Here is a 19,609-nt window from a genome sequence, read left to right on the forward strand (position 1 = left end):
GGCGAGTTTACCTTCACCCTGTTTGTCGTGATTGCCGTTTCGCTTGTCGCTTCCTGGGTGGTGGCAGTGTTATTCACCCCCCTGCTGGGCGTGACAATCCTGCCGAAAACCATGAAATCTCACCATGATCAGAAGGGCCGCGTTGGCGCGCGGTTTGCCTGGCTCCTGGGCATTGCCATGCGCTGGCGTTGGATCACGATCATCGCCACAGTGGTTGTCTTCGCACTGTCGCTTGGCGGTCTCGGCCTTGTACAGCAGCAGTTCTTTCGGCTTCCGACCGCTTAGAACTCATTGTGGACTGGAGCATGCCCCAAAACAGCACGATTGCCGAGACCGACCGGCAGATGGCGAAGTTTGAGCGCGAGAAGCTCACAGGCAATACCGACATCGACCATTGGTCGACCCATGTCGGCGAAGGTGCGCCACGCTTCATCCTCTCCTACGACGTGCAGACGCCGGCTGTCTGGTTCGGACAGATCGTTATCGTCGCCAAGGATCTCGACTCGCGCGACAGGTTGCGTAAGGATCTTCAGGCCTATCTTGCGAAGACGTTCCCGGGGACCGATGCCTTCGTCAAACTGCTGGACATTGGTCCGCCCGTCGGCAAGCCAGTGCAGTACCGCCTCAGTGGCCCCGACATCCAGGGGTTCGCGATCTTGCGCTGAAATTCGGCGCGGTGATCAACCGCCAGCCGCTACTGTCTAACATGACCTATGACTGGAACGAGCCGACGCGTGTCGTGAAGGTGGACGTTCTTCAGGACAAAGCGCGTCAGCTCGGCGTGTCGTCCGAGGATATCGCGAACGTGCTGAACAGTGTCGTCCAAGGGACTTCCATCACCCAGATCCGCGACGACATCTATCTGATCGATGCCATCGGCCGGGCCGAAGACGCCGAGCGTGGATCGATCGAGACGCTGCGCAATCTCCAGCTTCCGGGGGCGGACGGCAAATCTGTGCCGCTGTCCGCCGTTGCGAAATTCCGCTACGAACTCGAACAACCGAAGATCGCGCGAAGAGACCGCATCCCGACGGTCACCATAAAGGCCGCCGTCGTCGGACCGACACAACCGGCAACCATTGTCGAACAGCTTAAACCTGACGTGCAGAAGTTCACCGACGCCCTTCCAGTGGGTTACAAGGTCGAGATCGGCGGTTCGGTGGAATCGAGCGCGGACTCGCAGGCTCCCATCATCGCCGTTGCGCCGCTGATGCTGTTTACAATGGTGACAATCCTTATGATCCAGCTTCAAAGCTTCAGCCGTCTCTTCCTGGTGTTCGCCGTCGCGCCGACCGCCGTGATCGGGGTGGTCGCGGCGCTCTTGCTTAGCAATGCGCCTATGGGCTTCGTCGCGATCCTCGGCGTGCTTGCCTTGATTGGCATCCTCATCCGAAACTCGGTTATTCTTGTTGTGCAGATCGAGCATCTGAGGAGCGAGGGCGTCGCGCCGTGGCAGGCCGTCTTCGAAGCGACCGAACACCGGATGCGCCCGATACTTTTGACGGCGGCGGCCGCCACTCTCGCGCTCATACCGATCTCGCGGGAGGTATTCTGGGGACCAATGGCTTACGCCATGATGGGAGGGATCGTTGTGGGCACGGTCCTGACGCTCCTGTTCCTCCCGGCTCTCTACATCGCCTGGTTCCGGATACCTGCCCAGGATGCAGACGTGTCAACCGTCTCGGCGTGACCCTTGTATAAACTGGCGCGTTGAAAGCGCCCCGTAAAAAACTCAACCGGTTGGATCCATTCATGCCCGTATCGCTTTTTGTCATTCTCAGTCGGTCATCCGGCAGGCTTGTGTTTTTAGCTTTGATTGCTTCTTTGTCGGGATGTGCATCGCGGCCGTCAGCAACGGTCCTCGAGCCCGTCTCGATAGGCCAGAATATGGGCCAGAAAGTCAGTCTCCTCGCCGTCACCAACCGGAACAAGGTCGAAAAGGACGGTGGCTTCGGCAGCAACTGGGCAGGGAACCTGACATACGAACGCTACGACTTCTCGGTGCCGCGCGAACGGACGGTCGCGGCCATCAGGTACCCGTCCAGTACTCCGGACACACGACGGGATTTTTTGGTCACCGGACGGGATCAACTGACCGAAGCGTCGTGGGTTGAGGCCGCAGGTCGTGCGGCGACCTCCGATGGCTCCGTCGCTCTTTTCGTTCACGGATATAACTACCGGTATCAGGAAGCCTTGTTCAGGGCGGCACAAATGGCTGCTGATGCCAGTACTATCAGCCCGATCCTGTTCTCTTGGCCATCCGCAGCAAGCGTGACCGGATACGTCACCGACCGGGATGCGGCACTTTATTCAAGGACAGAGCTCGAGCGCGTTCTGACGGTTCTTGCCAAAGCACCGAAGGTCAAGCGCATCATCCTGTTCGGTCACAGCATGGGCGGCTTCCTGTCTATGGAAGCGGTAAGACAGCTCAAGCTCGAAGGCCGTGATGATGTTCTCGGAAAGCTGCAAATTGTCCTGGCGGCCCCGGACATCGACGTCGATGTGTTCCGGGCACAACTCCTCGACATAGGTCGACTGAAGAACCCAATTACACTTCTTGTTTCGAAGACTGACCGCGCGTTATCCGTGTCGAGCCTGGTGGGCGGTGAACGACCCCGTGTTGGTCTCGTAGACATAGCCGATCCGCAAATAAGGGATGCGGCAATAAAGGCGAACGTTTCGGTCATCGATATCTCGTCCGTCGAGGCAAGCGACGGCCTAGGTCACGACCGGTATGCAACACTCGCCCGCTTTGGCGGCGAACTTGAAAAGGCCGAAGCGCGAGCACGCAACGGTGGGAACGTTGGCGCTTTCGTTTTCGACGCGGCGGGCGCGGCGGTCGCTACTCCGTTCCGGCTCGCCGGGCAGATCGCCCGGCAGTGATGGACTCAAGACACCGACGGAACCATCGTATCAACCCTCTTCCTGCCGGGTGAAACCACTGACTTCGATGAGCATCAGGCCAGGCGTGACTCAAGCGGTCGGCTGGCAGCCACTCACTCTGTTTGGATTGAGGTTTTTTAATTGGACGCCTCTCCTAAGCGGTGAACGGCTGAGGTCGGCTGGCCAACCGAAATCCATTTCGCAAGACAACGCGGCAAGAAGATCTGATCGATTACCATCTGTGCAGCCCCTACGAGGCCCGAGCCCTCGGTCTGTTGGACAACAACAATTCCGAGATCGCGGGTTACGAATGGAAGCGCGTGGCCATAGATCGATTGGCGCATTGAGGCGAGAAACAGATCGCCCAGCTGGGGCAGCGCACCACCGGCTACGATGACCGCGGGGTTCAAAACGTTGATGGTCGCGCCGAGAGCTCTTCCGATCGTCATGCCTGACATTGCAACAAGGCGCTGCGAGGTTTCGTCACCATATCTGACGCCTTCTGCGAGGTGACCCACCTGCAGGGGCGTCCCCTCTTCCTGGAGCCGCGCGAAATACGCACTCTCGCCACTTCTGCCCGCGGAGCCCGCCGCTCTGAGCAGTGCCTCCCCACCCGCTACCGCTTCCAAGCAACCGCGTCGCCCGCATCTGCAAAGTTCATCGCCACCCACCGTAATGTGACCAATGTTTCCCGCAGCGCCTTGCGCGCCGCGCATCACCCTGGAGTCGCTGACAACACCGCATCCGATGGCGAGATCCGCATTCAGATAAATGAAGTCGCGCTGGCCCTTCGCTACCCCGGTCCTCATCTCGGCCAAGGCCAACATGTTGTCGCTCGTGTCCAGCCACACCGGTGCGTCGAATATCGAGGCCAGCCTCTCTCGCACCGGATAGCCGATCCAGCTCGTCGGGAGAGATGGCGAGTCAATCAAGGTGGCGGTCTCAAGGTTGCTGTGCGCAGGCAGCCCTACGCCGACGCCCCATACCTTTTCCCGCCCGATTTCGAGTTCGGCGAGCATCGATTCCCAGCTCGACTGCGCGAATGCGAAGGCGTCGCGCGGGCCGGCGGAAAAATCGCTGGGACGGCTGCGGGTGGACAAGAGCTGTCCCGCGAGGTCGGCCACACCCACGTGGAAGTGTGTGAGGTTTGCAAATCCAACCAAGATCGCGCCCGCACCAGCATTCAATCGAAGTTCGCGCGCTGCCCGCCCGCCTCTCGAGACGCCAGCTTCCCCGTCAACGATGATCTCCGATTCCAGGAGCTGATTCACCCGGTCGCTGATGAGACCGCGACCCAGGTGAGAGCGGCGGTGGAAAAGTCGGCCACGGTAGCGGCGGAATAGTCCGTCCGCGGGCGGAGTAAAATCCGGCCACCTATTTCCTTTCTGCAATGATCGCAGGAGGGACAGGGGATCTACACCGTGGAACTTTATTTGAGGGTTCGCCTGGCTGTTTCCGAAGGGATGACGCAGCGTCAGGCAGCAAAGCATTTCAACGTATCGCGCGACAGCGTGGCCAAGATGCTGTCGTATTCGACACCGCCCGGCTATCAGCGACGTTCGCCGATCCGGCGTCCGAAGCTGGATGCATTCGTTTCGACGATCGAGCAGTGGCTGGAAGCTGACATGGTGATGCCGCGCAAGCAGCGGCATACTGCCAAACGGGTGTTCGACCGGCTTCGTGACGAGTGCGGCTTCACCGGCGGCTACACGATCATCAAGGATTATATGCGCGAGCGGGATCAACGCCGCCAGGAGGTGTTTGTGCCGCTGTCGCATCCACCGGGCCATGCGCAGGCCGATTTCGGCGAGGCGACGGTGGTGATCGGCGGCGTCGAGCAGAAAGCTCGCTTCTTTGTGCTGGATCTTCCTCATAGCGACGGATGTTATGTGCGTGCCTATCCGGCGGCAGTGGCCGAAGCCTGGGTGGATGGTCATGTCCACGCCTTTGCGTTCTTCGGGGCCGTGCCGCAGTCGATCGTCTATGACAACGACCGTTGCCTTGTCGCAAAGATCCTGCCCGACGGCACACGCAAGCGGGCAGCGCTGTTCAGCGGCTTCCTGTCCCACTACCTGATCCGGGATCGCTATGGGCGGCCGGGAAAGGGCAACGACAAGGGGAATGTCGAGGGTCTTGTCGGATATGCCCGACGCAACTTCATGGTGCCGATCCCGCGGTTTGCGACATGGGATGCGTTCAATGCTTTTCTGGAAGAGCAGTGCCGCAAACGCCAGCGCGACAAGCTGCGGGGCGAGAGCGAGACGATTGGCGAACGGCTGCAGCGCGATCTTGCGGCCATGCGTCCCTTGCCGGCGTCGCCGTTTGATGCCTGCGACCAGGCCAGCGCTGTTGTGACAGCCCAGTCGCTGGTGCGCTACAAGACGAACGACTATTCCGTACCGGTCGCCTACGGCCATCAGGACGTCTGGGTCCGGGGCTATGTCGATCAGGTGGTGATCGGCTGCCGCGGCGAGATCATCGCGCGTCATCCGCGATGCTGGGAACGGGAAGACGTCGTCTTCGATCCCGTCCATTACCTGCCGCTGATCGAGCGGAAGATCAATTCTCTGGATCAGGCGGCTCCATTGCAGGGCTGGGATCTGCCAGACGAGTTCGCGACGCTGCGCCGGCTGATGGAAGGCCGCATGGCCAAACATGGGCGGCGAGAATACGTGCAGGTTCTGCGCCTGCTGGAAAGCTTCGACCTTGCCGATCTACATGCAGCGGTGAAGCAGGCGATACAGCTCGGCGCGATCGGCTTCGATGCGGTCAAGCATCTGATCCTGTGCCGGGTCGAGCGCCGGCCGCCGCGGTTGGATCTGGCGATCTATCCCTACCTGCCGACGGCGACTGTCGAGAAGACGTCAGCAAAGGCGTATATGCGCCTCCTGTCATCTGATGCGGGAGAAGCGGCATGAGCAGCGACGCGCCAGAGATCCTGCTTGGCCACTATCTCAAAACCCTCAAGCTGCCGACCTTCCAGCGCGAGCACCAGAAGCTGGCCCGGCTATGCGCCACCGAAGGCGTCGATCATGTCGGCTACCTGTTCCGGCTTGCTGAACGGGAGATGATCGAGCGGGACCGCCGCAAGGTCGAACGTCGGATCAAGGCGGCCAAGTTCCCGGTCGTCAAAAGCCTCGACAGCTTCGACTTCACAGCCATCCCCAAGCTGAACAAGATGCAGGTGCTAGAGCTTTCCCGTTGCGAATGGATCGAGCGCCGCGAGAACGTCATTGCGCTGGGCCCGAGCGGCACGGGAAAGACGCATGTCGCACTCGGTCTCGGCCTGGCCGCCTGCCAGAAGGGCCTGTCCGTCGGCTTCACCACGGCGGCGGCCCTGGTCAGCGAGATGATGGAGGCGCGTGACGAGCGGCGTCTGCTCCGGTTCCAGAAGCAGATGGCCGCCTACAAGCTGCTGATCATCGATGAGCTGGGATTTGTGCCACTATCAAAGACCGGGGCGGAATTGCTGTTCGAGCTGATCTCGCAACGCTACGAGCGTGGTGCCACCCTGATCACCAGCAATCTGCCTTTCGACGAATGGACGGAAACACTGGGGTCCGAACGTCTCACCGGCGCACTGCTCGATCGCATCACCCACCACGTCAACATCCTCGAGATGAACGGCGAAAGCTATCGTCTCGCTCAAAGTCGCGCCCGAAAGGCCTGCTAAAACTCCCCTCAAAAAATCGCCGCGCCGGCCTAAGACCCCCGCTCGGGCTACGCCCTCCCGGCCGTCTCAGGCCGGCGCCATAGTGGCCGACTTTTGCTCCGCCCCATGGCCGGTTTTTACTCCGCCGTTGACACTGTGTTTTCAGGCGTCAAAGCAGACTGCCCTGTTCCACCGGCTCTCCGGATTTGGACACGATGGAGGATCCGTACGGTTCGCGGGACGAGATGATCAGCGCATTATTCGGTAACGGACGGGCCAGTCCCTTGGCCTCTTCCCATGGCGCCCGCATCCAGATGTCGGTCTCTTCCTTTGCCAGCAGGAGGACCGGCATAGCCTTCTCATGGATCGGCTTGACAAGATCGTTAGGATCCGTGGTCAGAAAACCATAGAGGTCGTCGGTGGTCAGGCCATCCTTGACCTTCCGGACGCTTTTCCATTGCGGCACGTGGATACCGGCGAAGAACATCAGCGATTCCGCCTCGTCGCGCGCGAACCAGGCATTCGGCACATTGCCACCTTCCTCTTTGCTCGCGGGATCCGGTTCGGCGAAGCTTGTGACCGGGACGAGGCATCGATGTTCGACACCGAACCATCGTGTCCAGTGTGGGAAATTGAGCTTGCGCACGTTCGTCGTGCCGCGGTCCGCCTCCGTGTGAATCAGTTCCTCGAGATTAAAGGGCTTGCCCTTGGCCGCGAGCTTTTCGGCCTTTGCTTTGGCCGCTTTTTCCAAGGCGAAGCGAGGGGAGGGCAATCCCCATCGCGCATGCACAAGCTGCTTCTTGCCTTCCGCCGTGTTGCGGACGATCGGCCCCATCTGGTCGGGGTTCATCTGATAGGCTGGCATCAGGTTGATCAGGCTTTCGGCATCCTGGGCCCATTTCGAGACCCAGTCCTTGTCTTCCATCCGATAAAGGTTGCACATGCTGGAAAGCCCTCCGCTTGAACCGGATGCAGTTTGTCCCGGTGTGTACCGCCTGCTCGCTAGTCGAGTTTGTAAACGTCGGCGTTGTCCTGCCGTTCCCGCAAGCCCTTATAAGAAGCGTGTCTTAGTTTGCCATCCGCCGTCCAGGCCCGAAACTCGATCTCGGCGATCAGCGTCGGCTCGACCCAGACAATGTTTGCTTTTCCGGAATAGGGCACCGGCGGCTGCTTCAGTTTCCAGCGAAGCTTGTCGAGCGTCCTACGCAGTCTGATCATCTCGGCTTGCCTGAAGCCTGTGCCGACATTCCCGACATGAACGAGCTCGTCACCGCGATAGGCAGCAAGCACCAGCGAACTGAAGCCTGCAGGCGACGCCGCCGACAGCTCATAACCAACAACCATGAAGGCTTCGCTCTGGACGCACTTGATCTTGACCCAGTCGCCGGTCCGACCGGAACGGTAGGGTTGATCGAGGTGCTTGCCGACAATGCCTTCGAGGCCAAGGCTGCAGACATGTTGCAGCAGAATATCGGGTTCGGCGTCGAGTGTTTCCGATAGGCGGATGGCGCCATCCTTGCCGTTGAGCGTGTCCTCGAGAAGATGCCGGCGCGATCGGTATTCGACATTGCGCAGATCGTGCCCGTCGAGGTACATGAGATCGAAGGCGTGGAGGACGGCGTCAGAGGCGCGATTGCCAGCCGTTTTGCCAGATGCACCCAACGACTTCTGCAGCAGCCCGAAATCCGGTCGCCCTTCTTCATCGAGCACCACGGCCTCGCCATCGATGATCATCGTCGCCGGCCCAAGTGCTCGGGCAGCCTCTGCGATCGCCGGAAAACGATGCGTCCAGTCATGGCCACCACGCGTGAGGATGCGGACCCCTTTCGGCTCGATGTGAACAGCCAGGCGATAGCCATCCCATTTCAGTTCCCAGCTCCATTGCTCGCCTTTTGGAGGATGCGCCTTCAGTTGGGCGAGCGCCGGTTCGACGCGATCAGGCATCGGATCGAACAGGAGCTGTGGCTGTGCGGGATTACGCTTCCGACGCGGCTTTGACCGCAGCGGGGCTTCGGTATCACCAAGGAGCGGCTTTGATCTCGGTGGCTTCGTCATGCCGACAGTCCAGCACAAAAACCTTAAGAATAGTGTGACGTCGCACATCTATCCCCGCTATTCACTATCGAGCCCGACGAGACAGAAGTTCCGCAAAAATTCTTGTTTCCTTATATCCCCTTGAATTCTCATCGAATCTTCGACTTTGCTAATACTGGGATAATATTCCTCAACCTCGTGGTGCTTGACTCTTTTGCGAGATAAGAACAAACAATGAACAAATAGCCCGTACGACATGATGTCGATCCTTTGAACACGACCTTGAAGGGAGCCGTGAAGAATGACTGCTGCCCGCCAAAGGGTGATCTGCGATTTACGCGACCGCATCGCGTCGATCGAGGGCGGATCCGCGAAGCGGGCAGGAACGCTGTCCTTTGGCGTTCCCGAAATCGATGCGGCCCTGCCTGGTGGTGGTCTCGCCTATGGAGCGCTGCATGAGTTTGCAGGCGGCGGCTCGGGCACCGTCGATGGTGCGGCTGCAGCCCTTTGTGTCGCCGGCATTGCCGCGCGCACCAAAGGCCCCGTCATCTGGTGCCTGACGCGGCCGGATCTGTTCTTTCCGGCTCTTGCCCAGGTTGGCCTCCATCCCGACCGCGTCATCTTCGTCGAATCCGATCGGGAAGAGGATGTTCTGGCAAACATGGAGGAGGGCCTGTCCTTCGGCGGTCTGGGCGCCGTTGTCGGCGAGCTTGTCCGCCTGCCGATGGTCAGTTCCCGCCGCCTGCAGCTGGCGGCCGAGCGAACCGGGACCATGGCGCTTGCGGTGAGGCGATGGCGGCGACAGACCGAGGCGAATGATTTTGGGCAACCTACAGCCTCGACCACCAGATGGCGGGTGAGCGTGATGCCCTCGGAAAAGCTGCCAGTGCCGGGGGTGGGCAGGGCTCAATGGTTGCTGGAATTGATGCGCGTGAAAGCGGGTGAGTGTGCTGAGTTTCTCGTGAGGGCGTGCGATGACAAGGGTCGTCTCGATCTATCTTCCGGATCTGCCGACGGATCGCATTCGTCGAGCCGATCCGTCTATTCCGCCTGAACAGCCAATCGCCGTGATCGCCAGAAGCGGATCAAAGCGATGGGTATCGGCTGCTGATGCATCTGCCAGAAAGGCGGGCGTGCACGTCGGCATGGCGGCCGCAAAGGCGCAGTCGCTATTCAGGGGTCTTATGCTCGTTGACGCAGATCCCGAAGCCAACCGAGCCGCACTCGAACGCATCACGCTATGGGCGCTCACAATCTATTCGCCCATCGTCGCCGTCGACGGGATCGACGGCATCGTCATGGATACAGAGGGCGCCGACCATCTCCAGGGCGGAGAGCTGCCGATGGTGACTGGCATCGCCAACCGGTTCCTGGCAAAGAGTCTGACTGCCCGTGTGGCGGTCGCCGACAGCTGGGGTGCGGCCCATGCCTGCGCTCGCGCCATCAATCGCGAGACAATCGTCGTTCCACCCGGCGAGACCGTCCGTGCCGTCGAGAAGCTGCCGATCTCGCTCCTGCGCCTGCATGCCAAGATCGTCAACGATCTTCGCATTCTCGGCTTCCAGACGATCGGTGAGCTTACCAGTACCCCGCGTGCGCCGCTGACATTGCGCTTCGGCCCGGAGGTTGGCCGCCGTCTCGACCAGATGCTCTGTCGTGTCGCCGAGCCGATCGAGCCAATCCGTACCCCTGAGCTGGTTGAAGTCTGCAAAGCCTTTGCCGAACCGATCGGTGCCGCCGAAACCATCGACAAATATGTCGGGCGTCTCGTCGTCCAGCTCGTCGATGAACTCCAGAAGCGCGGGCTTGGCGTGCGCCGTGCCGACCTGATCGTCGAGAAGCTCGATGGCACAAGACAGGCAATCCGCGCCGGAACCGCCAGGCCCGCCCGCGATGTCGCCTGGCTGACAAAACTGTTTCGGGACCGGACGGAAAAGATCGAGCCGGGCTTCGGGATTGAAAAGCTGATCCTGGTCGCCGTCATCGCCGAGCCTCTGGAGGAGGCGCAGAAAGCCTCTGCTCTGGTCGAGGATGAGGTCACGGATGTCACGCCGCTCATCGATATCTACGGAAACCGGGGGCAGAGGGTTTATCGCGTCGCACCGGTCGCTTCCGATGTGCCGGAACGCTCGGTCCAGCGGATCAGCCCCGTCGCTGAGCCAATCGCCGTTGCCTGGGTCAGCCATTGGCGCCGGCCAGTCCGGCTTTTGCCGCGTCCTGAGCTGATCGAGGCGATCGCGCTGATGCCGGACCGGCCGCCGGTCTCCATCGTCTGGCGTGGCAAACGCCGGAAGGTGAAACGTGCCGATGGCCCGGAACGCATTTTCGGGGAGTGGTGGCAGCGCGACGCCGAAATGGACGCCGTGCGCGACTACTTCGTCATCGAGGACGAGGCGGGCGAGCGCCTATGGGTGTTCCGCTCCGGCGACGGTGTTGATCCGGATACCGGGTCCCACCGCTGGTTCTGCCATGGGATCTTCGCATGAGTTACGCCGAGCTACAGGTCACGACGCACTTCTCTTTTCTGCGCGGTGCTTCGTCCGCACAGGAGTTGTTCGAGACTGCCAAAATCCTGGGGCTCGAGGCGATAGGCGTCGTCGATCGCAATTCGCTCGCAGGCATCGTCCGCGCCCTTGAAGCATCCCGCGCGACAGGTATGCGGCTTGTCGTCGGCTGTCGTATCGATCTGCAGGACGGCATGTCGGTGCTGGTCTATCCGACGAATCGCGCCGCCTATTCGCGCCTGACGCGGCTGATCACGCTCGGCAAGTCGCGCGGCGGCAAGGACAACTGCATCCTCCACTGGGACGATGTCATCGCCTATTCGGGAGGGATGATCGGCATTCTGGTGCCGGATCTGCCGGACGCCACCTGCGCCGCACAGTTTCGTAAGATGGCGCAGCTGTTTGGTGACCGCGCCTACGTGTCGCTCTGCCTGCGCCGCCGACAGAACGACCAGATGCGGCTACACGAGATTTCCAACATGGCGGCACGGTTCAGGGTCAAAACCGTCGTCACCAATGACGTGCTGTTTCATGAACCGGGCCGGCGGCAGTTGCAGGACATCGTCACCTGCATCAGGCACAACACCACGATCGATGACGTCGGCTTCGAGCGCGAGAGGCATGCCGACCGGTATCTGAAGCCGCCGGAGGAGATGCAGCGTCTGTTTCCACGTTATCCGGAGGCCGTGGCACGAAGCATGGAGATCGTCAGGCGCTGCACGTTTAGCCTCGAGGAGCTCACCTACCAATACCCGGAGGAAGCAATTGTGCCGGGTAAGGATGCCCAAGCCTCACTCGAGCATTATGTCTGGGAATGCGCTCCCGATCGCTACCCCGAAGGCCTGCCGCCGGACGTCCTCAAAACCGTACGGCACGAGCTCGATCTCATTCGCACCATGAAATACGCGCCTTACTTCCTGACGGTGTTTTCGATCGTGCGCTTTGCCCGGAGCCAGGGCATTCTCTGCCAGGGCAGGGGATCGGCGGCCAACAGCGCCGTCTGCTATATTCTCGGCATTACCTCGATCGATCCATCGACCAACGACCTCCTCTTCGAGCGTTTCGTTAGCAAGGAGCGCGACGAACCGCCAGACATCGATGTCGACTTCGAGCATGAACGGCGCGAGGAGGTCATTCAGTGGATCTACAAGACCTACACGAAAGACAAGGCAGCACTCTGCGCCACCGTCACCCGCTACCGGGCCAAGGGTGCGATCCGCGATGTCGGCAAGGCGCTCGGCCTGCCTGAAGATGTGATCAAGGCGCTGTCATCAGGCATGTGGTCATGGTCGGAGGAAGTGCCCGACCGAAACATCCGGGAACTCAATCTCAACCCCGACGACCGCCGTCTGGCGCTAACCCTGAAACTGGCGCAGCAACTGATGGGAGCGCCGCGCCATCTTGGCCAGCATCCCGGCGGCTTTGTCCTTACCCATGACCGGCTGGACGATCTCGTGCCGATCGAGCCGGCGACGATGAAAGACCGGCAGATCATCGAGTGGGACAAGGATGACGTCGAGGCGCTGAAATTCATGAAGGTGGACGTCCTTGCGCTCGGCATGCTCACCTGCATGGCAAAGGCCTTCGATCTTATTCGCGAACACAAGGGCGATGATCTCGATCTGTCGAAGATCGAGCAGGAAGATGCCGCGACCTACGCCATGATCCGCAAGGCTGACACGCTCGGCACCTTCCAGATCGAGAGCCGTGCCCAGATGGCGATGCTGCCGCGCCTGAAACCCCGCACCTTCTATGATCTCGTCGTGCAAGTGGCGATCGTCCGGCCCGGTCCTATCCAGGGTGACATGGTGCATCCCTACCTTCGCCGCCGTGAAGGCAAGGAGCCGGTTGAATATCCCACACCCGAGCTTGAGGCCGTGCTTGGCAAGACCCTGGGTGTGCCGTTGTTTCAGGAGAGCGCCATGCGTGTCGCCATGGTCTGCGCCGGTTTTACCGGTGGGGAGGCCGACCAGTTGCGCAAGTCGATGGCGACCTTCAAGTTCACCGGCGGCGTTTCTCGCTTCAAGGAGAAACTCGTATCCGGCATGGTGAAAAACGGCTACTCACCCGAGTTTGCCGAAAAGACCTTTTCCCAGCTCGAAGGTTTTGGCTCCTACGGCTTTCCGGAAAGCCATGCAGCATCTTTTGCGCTGATTGCCTATGCCTCGAACTACATCAAGTGCCACTATCCGGACGTGTTTTGCGCAGCACTGCTCAACAGTCAGCCGATGGGCTTTTATGCGCCCGCCCAGATCGTCGGTGACGCGATCAAACACGGCGTTGAGGTGCGACCTGTGTGCGTCAACCGCTCCCGATGGGACTGCACGCTGGAAAAGATCGGTCATACCGATCGACACGCTGTGCGGCTGGGGTTTCGGCAGGTGAAGGGACTGGCCGTCGCAGATGCGGCGCGGATCGTAACGGCGCGTATGAACAGCCCGTTCGTGTCGGTCGATGACATGTGGCGCCGTTCCAGCGTGCCGACGGAAGCGCTTGTCCAGTTGGCAGAGGCCGATGCCTTTCTGCCCTCCCTCAAGCTCCAACGGCGCGATGCGCTCTGGGCGATCAAGGCGTTGCGCGACGAGCCCTTACCGCTGTTTGCCGCCGCGGCCGAACGCGAGATGGTGGCAATTGCAGAGCAGCAGGAGCCGGAGGTTGCCCTGCGACAAATGACGGACGGGCATAACGTCATCGAGGACTACAGCCATACCGGATTGACGCTGAGACAGCACCCTGTCGCCTTTCTGCGCAATGACCTTTCGGCACGAAACATCATAACCTGCGCGGAGGCGATGAATGCGCGGGACGGCCGGTGGGTTTACACGGCGGGCCTGGTGCTGGTCCGGCAAAAGCCAGGATCGGCGAAGGGCGTCATGTTCATCACCATCGAGGACGAAACGGGCCCCGCCAACATCGTGGTCTGGCCAACGCTGTTTGAGAAGCGCCGGCGAGTGGTGCTGGGGTCCTCGATGATGGCAATCAATGGGCGAATCCAGCGAGAAGGGGAGGTCGTGCACCTCGTCGCACAGCAGCTGTTCGATCTGTCGGGGGACCTTGTTGGCCTGGCCCATCGGGATGTCGAGTTCAAGCTGCCAACGGGACGAGGCGATGAGTTTGCCCATGGGGGCGGTGGGCCGGATTCACGGGAACGGCCGAAGCCGGTTGTCCCGCGGGACATGTTCACGCCGGATCTTCATATCGATACGCTGAAGGTGAAAAGTCGGAATTTTCACTAGGCAGGAGTTCAACGAAGCCCAACGCCCGTCAGTCGACATTTGACGTTCAAGCGCCGTACACCAAGAGCAGTTCCTTGGCGCCGATCTGGCCGCCGGCCCGTACCAGCACCTCGGAAATCGGGCTGTCCTTTTCAGCACGCAGCGCCGTTTCCATCTTCATCGCCTCGATCGAGACGAGCACGTCGCCGGCATTCACGGCCTGGCCGGGCGAGACGAAGACGCGGCTGATGACACCCGGCATCGGCGCACCCTTGATACGGCGCGGCTGGCCGTTGAGCTCGAAGAAGGTCGTCACCATGCCCTGGCTGTCCGTCGCACTCGTCGCCTGGTTGACGATGACGAGCGTCTTGCCGCGTTCGATATCCTGATTGCCGTCTCTGCCCCCCACAGGCAAACACCACCACGCGTTATCACACGCTTGATGGGGTCGAATCTGTGGCGCGTAGTTTCGTGGGGCTTTTTCCGAATGTCTGAGAGAAGGCGCGCGAAAAATGGGACGCGCTCTCGAAGCCGACCTCGAGAGCGACCTCGAGCATGGACGCCTTTGTCTTGGTCAACAGTTGCTTGGCGCGCTCCATCCGTACTCGCCGGTAGACGAGGGCAGGGGAGCTTTTGGTTTCGCCCATGAACAGGCGCTCGAGTTGTCGCCTCGAGAGCCCGACCGATGCGGCGAGTTCCTCGATCGGCAGCCGCCCCTCGATATGCTGTTCCATCATGATCAGCACCGCCCTGACCCTTGGATCCTCGCACTCGATGGAGAGCGGCCTGCGGGTCTGGATGGCAAGGGAGGTTCGGGCCTTTTCAATGTGGAGAACCTCGAGCGCATTGCGCTCGGCTTCCTTGCTGATGTGACGCCGGACGATCAAGGCCGCCATGTCGGCTGCGCTGCTGCCGCCGGCGCAGGACCCCCTTGTCCGGTCGAGGTTGAAGATCCGATCAGACCGGACTTGATGGTCGGGGAAGCGCTCGCGAAACGCATTGTAATGCAACCAACTGACGCATGTCCGGTGTTCCTTCATCAAGCCGATTTCAGCAAGGATGAAGGAGCCGGTGCAGACACCGATCAGCTTGACGTTCCTTGTCGATGCCTTCTTCAGGAAGTCGATCGTTTCCTGATCGACGGGGGAGCCGTTGTTGAGCAGGCCGCCGACCACGACGATATACTGGAACCGGCTGGGGTCGACGAAGTCCGATGTTGGTGCGACCTTAACGCCGCAACTTGACGTTATCAGATGCCGCGTGCTGCCGAGGACCTCCCAATCGGCAAGCACACGGCCCGACCTGTCAAATTCGTCACTCGCCAGCCGCAGCGTATCGACAAAAAGGGCGAACGCGGAGAGCGTGAATGATTTTGCGAGCACAAAGCCGATCTTCAGCCGCTCGCCAGGCGCACCTGGCTCCAACGATTTCATGTCAGCTCCACCGCGTGCTGCCTTCATTTGATCTGGAAACCGTGCGCCAAAGGATCCCGATCGTCTACGAAGATCGTATTGTGACCGATGATGCGTGCCCAGCCCTCGACGCTCGGCTTGATCCCATGGAAGGGACCGACGTCAGTCTCTTCCTCGATACGTCCTTCGAAGACCGTGCCGATCAGGCTTTCCTGGCGGAAGGATTCACCGACATTCAAGCGGCCCTTGCCGTGAAGCTGGGCCATTCGCGCCGACGTGCCGGTTCCGCCTGGGGAGCGGTCGATGGCTTTGTCTCCGTAAAACACCGCCCCGCGCCCATCAGCGCCGTCGTTCGTCGGACTGTCGCACCACAGCGCGTGATGGACGCCGCTAATTCTCTCGTCTTCGGGATGGACCGGATCGCAGATCGGTGCGAGGGCGTCGCGAAGCTGGCCGCTGAGGTCGACGACGTCGCTTGCCGACATGCCATCGAGCCCTTTCCAATTCTCCTGCGGCTCGACCACTGCGTAATAGTTTCCACCATAGGAGATATCGACGACAAGCCTGCCAAGACCCGGCACATGAACCTCCAGATCCGCTTCATGGAGGTAACTCGCGACGTTGAACATACGGACCGATTCCACGAACTCGTCCTGCTTGTCGTACTGGATGTCAACTTTTCCCGCAGGCGTCTCTATCGAGAGCTGTCCGGGCACTCGTGGCGTAACAAGTCCTTCTTCGATGGCGGCCGTGACCAGCCCGATCGTGCCGGCGCCACACATCGGCAGACATCCGCTAACCTCGATGAAAATCACCGCAAAGTCGCAATCCTCGCGGTAGGCTGGGTAGATGATCGCGCCCGACATGATGTCATGGCCGCGCGGCTCGAACATGAGAGCCTGCCGGACCCAGTCATGGTCTCGGACGAACAGGTCCCGGCGCTCGGCGATCGGAAGATGCGGGAGAAGCGGTCCGCCGCCGGCGACGAGACGAACGGGATTGCCGCATGTATGGCTATCGATACAGAAGAAACTGCGCCGCATGATGGATCCTTTATAGTCCTCTCAGTTGCCAACCACAGGAAACCGACGGCCCTGCAGCGCGCCGCGTGACAACCTGTCGAGGAAGATCGCGACCGCCACGATGGCAAGTCCGGCTCGCAAGCCCAATCCCATTTCCATTCGTGTCAGTCCGCGTGTGACCTCGGCTCCTAGCCCGCCAGCACCGACAAGACCTGCGAGAACGACGATGGCGAGTGATAGGAGAATGCACTGATTGAGCCCCACGAGAAGTGTTGGCGTCGCTGCGGGGATTTCGATCTTGAACAGGACGGCGCGGGGCGAGGCGCCCATAGCCTGTCCGAGTTCCAGCAGGTCCTTCGGAACCTGGCTGAAGGCGAGCGTCGTCAATCGCAGCATCGGCGGCACGCCGTAAACGATCGTGGCGATGATGGCAGGCACCCTCCCGAGGGTGAAGATCATCACGGCGGGGATGAGATAGACCCACGGCGGGACCGTCTGCATGATGTCGAGCACGGGACGGATGGCCGCCGCGAACATGCGATAGCGGGAGGCCAGGATGCCGAGCGGAAAGGCGATCAGCACCGAGATGCAGACGGACACCGTTACCAGCGCCAGCGTCTGCATTGATGCTTCCCACAGGCCCGCAAGAAAGCAGAAGGTCAGCGCGATCGCACTGGTCACCGCGACGCGAACATTCACAACGACGGCAGCAAAGGCCACGGCAATGAGGATGACCGCGTAAAAGGGCAGGTAAAGCAGGGTCGCTTCAAGGCCGCCCAGCACGGCTTCGATCACCTTCGTCACCATATCAAAGAAGGGATGGAAATTGGCGTTCAGCCAATCGACAACCGGGGCGAGGTACGCGCCGGGGGAGAAGCGAACAAGGTCAAGGTCCATCACTTGCCTCCATTGGCGCGGCGCGCAGCACTCTGGGTCAGTCGGTCGATCACCATTGTGAGGATGACGATGGCGATGGCGGCGTTGATCGATGTGGCGATGTCGAGTGTTCTGACCGCGCTGTAGATTGTTTCGCCCAAGCCGCCGGAACCGACGATGCCGGCAATAACGACCATGCCGAACGCCATCATCAGGCTCTGGTTGATCCCCGCCATGACGCTCGGGATCGCGAAGGGCAGCCTGATCTTGGAAAACATCTGCCACGGCGTCAGGCCGCTCGCCTGACCGAGTTCGAGGAACTCGCGCGGGGTCCTGCGGATGCCGAGCGATGTCAGGCGGATCACCGGAGGCATGGCAACGATGACGGTGGCGAGGAGAGCCGTGGCCGGTCCGTATCCCATCAACGCGATCGCAGGCAGGAGGTAGATGTAGGGCGGAAGGGTCTGGATGAGATCGAGGATCGGTTCGACGAACCTGTCGAAGGATTTGACGAAGCCGGCCACGACGCCGAGCGGAATACCGATGACCAGCGCCATGAACGTGGCCGTGATCACCAGGGCCAGTGTGCTCATGGTCTCGGCCCACAGCCCCATCACCGCGCATCCGAGCAGGGCGACGCCTGCCAGAAGCCCGGCCGGCACGTTGATCAACCGCCATCCCAGTGCCGCCGCGACGAGGGCAATCACATAGAAGGGTGGAAGCTGCACGAGCCAGAGGACGCCGTCATAAGTGCCCTCCAGAACGGCCCGGATGCTGTCGAACAGCCACGAGGCATTGTCGCTGATCCAGTTCAGCGCGTCGTCAATCTTCTCGTCGAAGCTGTCAGTGATAACGGACGTGTCCATGACCATCACCGATCTATGCCGCTACGGGCACGGTGGCGGGACGGCCGGCGACGCCACAGAGCAGGCCGCGCGTCGTGACGATGCCAACCACCTTGCCACCCTCGACGACAGCGACGGCGTCGCGGCTCGATTGCATGGTCAACTCGATCAGGGCGCCGATATCAGCTTCGGGCGTGGTGCGCAGCAGCGAGCCGGTGTCGACATTCGGGTGGCTGCGCGTGTATTCGGCAACCGGCATCATGACGGAGTGCGCCTTGACGAGATGGATCCGGGAAATGCCGGCAACGAATTCGGCGACGTAGTCGTCCGCAGGCTTGGTCACGATCTCCTCGGCATTGCCGACCTGGACGATGACCCCGTCCTTCATGATGGCGATGCGGTCGCCGATGCGGATGGCTTCCTCAAGGTCGTGGGTGATGAACACCGCCGATTTTCCAAGCGACTTGGTCAGTTGGCGGAATTCGTCCTGAAGCTGGCGTCGGATCAGAGGGTCGAGCGCGCTGAACGGTTCATCCATCAGGATGATCTCGGGATCGGCGGCTAAGGCACGGGCAAGGCCGACGCGCTGCTGCATGCCGCCCGACAATTCGGATGGATAGCGCGCCGTCCAGTCGGAAAGGCCGACCTTGTCCAGTGCAGCGCGGGCGGTCTTGTATCGTTCTTCCTTGCCGACGCCGCGGACCTCAAGGCCGAAGGCGGCATTCTCCAAAACGGTACGGTGCGGAAGCAGGGCGACGCTCTGGAAGACCATGCCGATGTTGCGGGCTCGAATGTCGCGGAGTTCGGCGGCATTCAGGGCGGAGATGTCCTTGCCCTTGACGAGGATCTTCCCAAGGCTGGGTTCGATCAGCCTGTTGAGCAGCCGGATCAGCGTGGACTTGCCGCTGCCCGACAGTCCCATGATACAGAAGATCTCGCCACGGCGGACCTGAAGACTGGCATCCGAGACGCCGACGACGCAATCATAGTCCGTCAGAATCTGTTTCTTGGACAAGCCTTTTGTCTTCACCGCCTCGACGGCCGCCTTGGCCCTGGCTCCGAATATCTTCCAGACCGACTGGCAGTCGATCAGGATATCGCTGGCATTATTCATTGACGTGGTCATAGCGTTCCCCGCGAGCCGGTTTGATGCCGGCATTCTCATT

Annotated in this window: 14 protein-coding genes and 2 pseudogenes; 7 read left to right on the plus strand and 9 right to left on the minus strand. The window is 60.8% G+C overall.

Annotated features, from left to right (window positions below):
* A pseudogene (locus GA0004734_RS22910) lies at window positions 1-1,690 on the plus strand (efflux RND transporter permease subunit); the annotation flags it as partial.
* A 62-nt stretch (window positions 1,691-1,752) separates the two neighbouring features.
* On the plus strand, window positions 1,753-2,883 hold the full coding sequence (locus tag GA0004734_RS22915) for an alpha/beta hydrolase (RefSeq protein WP_052820783.1): 1,131 nt from the start codon (window positions 1,753-1,755) through the stop codon (window positions 2,881-2,883).
* 137 nt (window positions 2,884-3,020) lie between these two features.
* Here GA0004734_RS22915 and GA0004734_RS22920 read toward each other — a convergent pair whose 3' ends face one another.
* On the minus strand, window positions 3,021-4,373 hold the full coding sequence (locus tag GA0004734_RS22920; RefSeq protein ID WP_280949528.1) for an ROK family protein: 1,353 nt from the start codon (window positions 4,371-4,373) through the stop codon (window positions 3,021-3,023).
* On the opposite strand from GA0004734_RS22920, the gene istA reads away from it, so the two are divergent.
* Both istA and istB read left to right on the plus strand, forming a co-directional pair.
* Window positions 4,305-5,801, plus strand: coding sequence for an IS21 family transposase (gene istA / locus GA0004734_RS22925; RefSeq protein WP_035226019.1), 1,497 nt, complete (start codon window positions 4,305-4,307; stop codon window positions 5,799-5,801). The genes GA0004734_RS22920 and istA overlap by 69 nt on opposite strands.
* On the plus strand, window positions 5,798-6,556 hold the full coding sequence (istB, locus tag GA0004734_RS22930) for an IS21-like element helper ATPase IstB (RefSeq protein ID WP_035226016.1): 759 nt from the start codon (window positions 5,798-5,800) through the stop codon (window positions 6,554-6,556). The genes istA and istB overlap by 4 nt, the downstream gene beginning before the upstream one ends.
* A gap of 148 nt (window positions 6,557-6,704) precedes the next feature.
* Here istB and GA0004734_RS22935 read toward each other — a convergent pair whose 3' ends face one another.
* A complete protein-coding gene (locus GA0004734_RS22935) occupies window positions 6,705-7,478 on the minus strand; it encodes an SOS response-associated peptidase family protein (protein ID WP_052821174.1) in 774 nt (257 codons plus the stop codon).
* Window positions 7,479-7,537: 59 nt separating this feature from the next.
* A complete protein-coding gene (gene ligD / locus GA0004734_RS22940) occupies window positions 7,538-8,590 on the minus strand; it encodes a non-homologous end-joining DNA ligase (RefSeq protein ID WP_052821173.1) in 1,053 nt (350 codons plus the stop codon).
* A 280-nt stretch (window positions 8,591-8,870) separates the two neighbouring features.
* Here ligD and GA0004734_RS22945 point away from each other — a divergent pair, with 280 nt between their 5' ends.
* The 3 genes from GA0004734_RS22945 to GA0004734_RS22955 are packed head-to-tail and all read left to right on the plus strand — an operon-like array spanning window position 8,871 to window position 14,309.
* The gene (locus tag GA0004734_RS22945) at window positions 8,871-9,623 is read left to right on the plus strand and encodes an ImuA family protein (protein WP_080823862.1); all 753 of its coding nucleotides are present in this window, start codon (window positions 8,871-8,873) and stop codon (window positions 9,621-9,623) included.
* Entirely contained in the window at window positions 9,544-11,055 is a 1,512-nt protein-coding gene (locus tag GA0004734_RS22950) for a Y-family DNA polymerase (protein WP_052821172.1), read from the plus strand. The genes GA0004734_RS22945 and GA0004734_RS22950 overlap by 80 nt, the downstream gene beginning before the upstream one ends.
* Window positions 11,052-14,309, plus strand: coding sequence for an error-prone DNA polymerase (locus tag GA0004734_RS22955; RefSeq protein WP_052821171.1), 3,258 nt, complete (start codon window positions 11,052-11,054; stop codon window positions 14,307-14,309). Before GA0004734_RS22950 ends, GA0004734_RS22955 begins: the two co-directional genes overlap by 4 nt.
* Window positions 14,310-14,355: 46 nt before the next feature.
* Here the strand turns inward: GA0004734_RS22955 and GA0004734_RS22960 are convergent.
* From GA0004734_RS22960 to GA0004734_RS22985, 6 genes and pseudogenes are all read right to left on the minus strand, one after another.
* Window positions 14,356-14,694: pseudogene (locus GA0004734_RS22960) on the minus strand (biotin/lipoyl-containing protein); the annotation flags it as partial.
* 25 nt (window positions 14,695-14,719) lie between these two features.
* Complete coding sequence (locus GA0004734_RS22965) at window positions 14,720-15,721, minus strand: GlxA family transcriptional regulator (protein WP_052821180.1); 1,002 nt, start codon at window positions 15,719-15,721, stop codon at window positions 14,720-14,722.
* Window positions 15,722-15,744: 23 nt separating this feature from the next.
* Window positions 15,745-16,743, minus strand: coding sequence for a 4-hydroxyproline epimerase (locus tag GA0004734_RS22970; RefSeq protein ID WP_052821169.1), 999 nt, complete (start codon window positions 16,741-16,743; stop codon window positions 15,745-15,747).
* A 21-nt stretch (window positions 16,744-16,764) separates the two neighbouring features.
* On the minus strand, window positions 16,765-17,619 hold the full coding sequence (locus GA0004734_RS22975) for an ABC transporter permease (protein ID WP_052821168.1): 855 nt from the start codon (window positions 17,617-17,619) through the stop codon (window positions 16,765-16,767).
* Window positions 17,619-18,464, minus strand: coding sequence for an ABC transporter permease (locus GA0004734_RS22980; protein ID WP_035243850.1), 846 nt, complete (start codon window positions 18,462-18,464; stop codon window positions 17,619-17,621). The genes GA0004734_RS22975 and GA0004734_RS22980 overlap by 1 nt, the downstream gene beginning before the upstream one ends.
* Before the next feature lie 13 nt (window positions 18,465-18,477).
* Complete coding sequence (locus GA0004734_RS22985) at window positions 18,478-19,569, minus strand: quaternary amine ABC transporter ATP-binding protein (protein WP_035243753.1); 1,092 nt, start codon at window positions 19,567-19,569, stop codon at window positions 18,478-18,480.
* Window positions 19,570-19,609: the final 40 nt, after the last annotated feature.

The sequence above is a fragment of the Rhizobium sp. 9140 genome (assembly GCF_900067135.1).
In the GTDB taxonomy this organism is placed as follows: Bacteria; Pseudomonadota; Alphaproteobacteria; order Rhizobiales; family Rhizobiaceae; genus Ferranicluibacter.

What these genes read in the sequence shown, in the direction of transcription:
- GA0004734_RS22915 (WP_052820783.1), top strand. Translation starts at nt 1,753, where the DNA reads ATGCCCGTATCGCTTTTTGTCATTCTCAGTCGGTCATCCGGCAGGCTT.
- GA0004734_RS22920 (WP_280949528.1), bottom strand. Translation starts at nt 4,373, where the DNA reads ATGCTTTGCTGCCTGACGCTGCGTCATCCCTTCGGAAACAGCCAGGCG.
- istB (WP_035226016.1), top strand. Translation starts at nt 5,798, where the DNA reads ATGAGCAGCGACGCGCCAGAGATCCTGCTTGGCCACTATCTCAAAACC.
- GA0004734_RS22935 (WP_052821174.1), bottom strand. Translation starts at nt 7,478, where the DNA reads ATGTGCAACCTTTATCGGATGGAAGACAAGGACTGGGTCTCGAAATGG.
- ligD (WP_052821173.1), bottom strand. Translation starts at nt 8,590, where the DNA reads ATGACGAAGCCACCGAGATCAAAGCCGCTCCTTGGTGATACCGAAGCC.
- GA0004734_RS22945 (WP_080823862.1), top strand. Translation starts at nt 8,871, where the DNA reads ATGACTGCTGCCCGCCAAAGGGTGATCTGCGATTTACGCGACCGCATC.
- GA0004734_RS22950 (WP_052821172.1), top strand. Translation starts at nt 9,544, where the DNA reads ATGACAAGGGTCGTCTCGATCTATCTTCCGGATCTGCCGACGGATCGC.
- GA0004734_RS22955 (WP_052821171.1), top strand. Translation starts at nt 11,052, where the DNA reads ATGAGTTACGCCGAGCTACAGGTCACGACGCACTTCTCTTTTCTGCGC.
- GA0004734_RS22965 (WP_052821180.1), bottom strand. Translation starts at nt 15,721, where the DNA reads ATGAAATCGTTGGAGCCAGGTGCGCCTGGCGAGCGGCTGAAGATCGGC.
- GA0004734_RS22970 (WP_052821169.1), bottom strand. Translation starts at nt 16,743, where the DNA reads ATGCGGCGCAGTTTCTTCTGTATCGATAGCCATACATGCGGCAATCCC.
- GA0004734_RS22975 (WP_052821168.1), bottom strand. Translation starts at nt 17,619, where the DNA reads ATGGACCTTGACCTTGTTCGCTTCTCCCCCGGCGCGTACCTCGCCCCG.
- GA0004734_RS22980 (WP_035243850.1), bottom strand. Translation starts at nt 18,464, where the DNA reads ATGGACACGTCCGTTATCACTGACAGCTTCGACGAGAAGATTGACGAC.
- GA0004734_RS22985 (WP_035243753.1), bottom strand. Translation starts at nt 19,569, where the DNA reads ATGACCACGTCAATGAATAATGCCAGCGATATCCTGATCGACTGCCAG.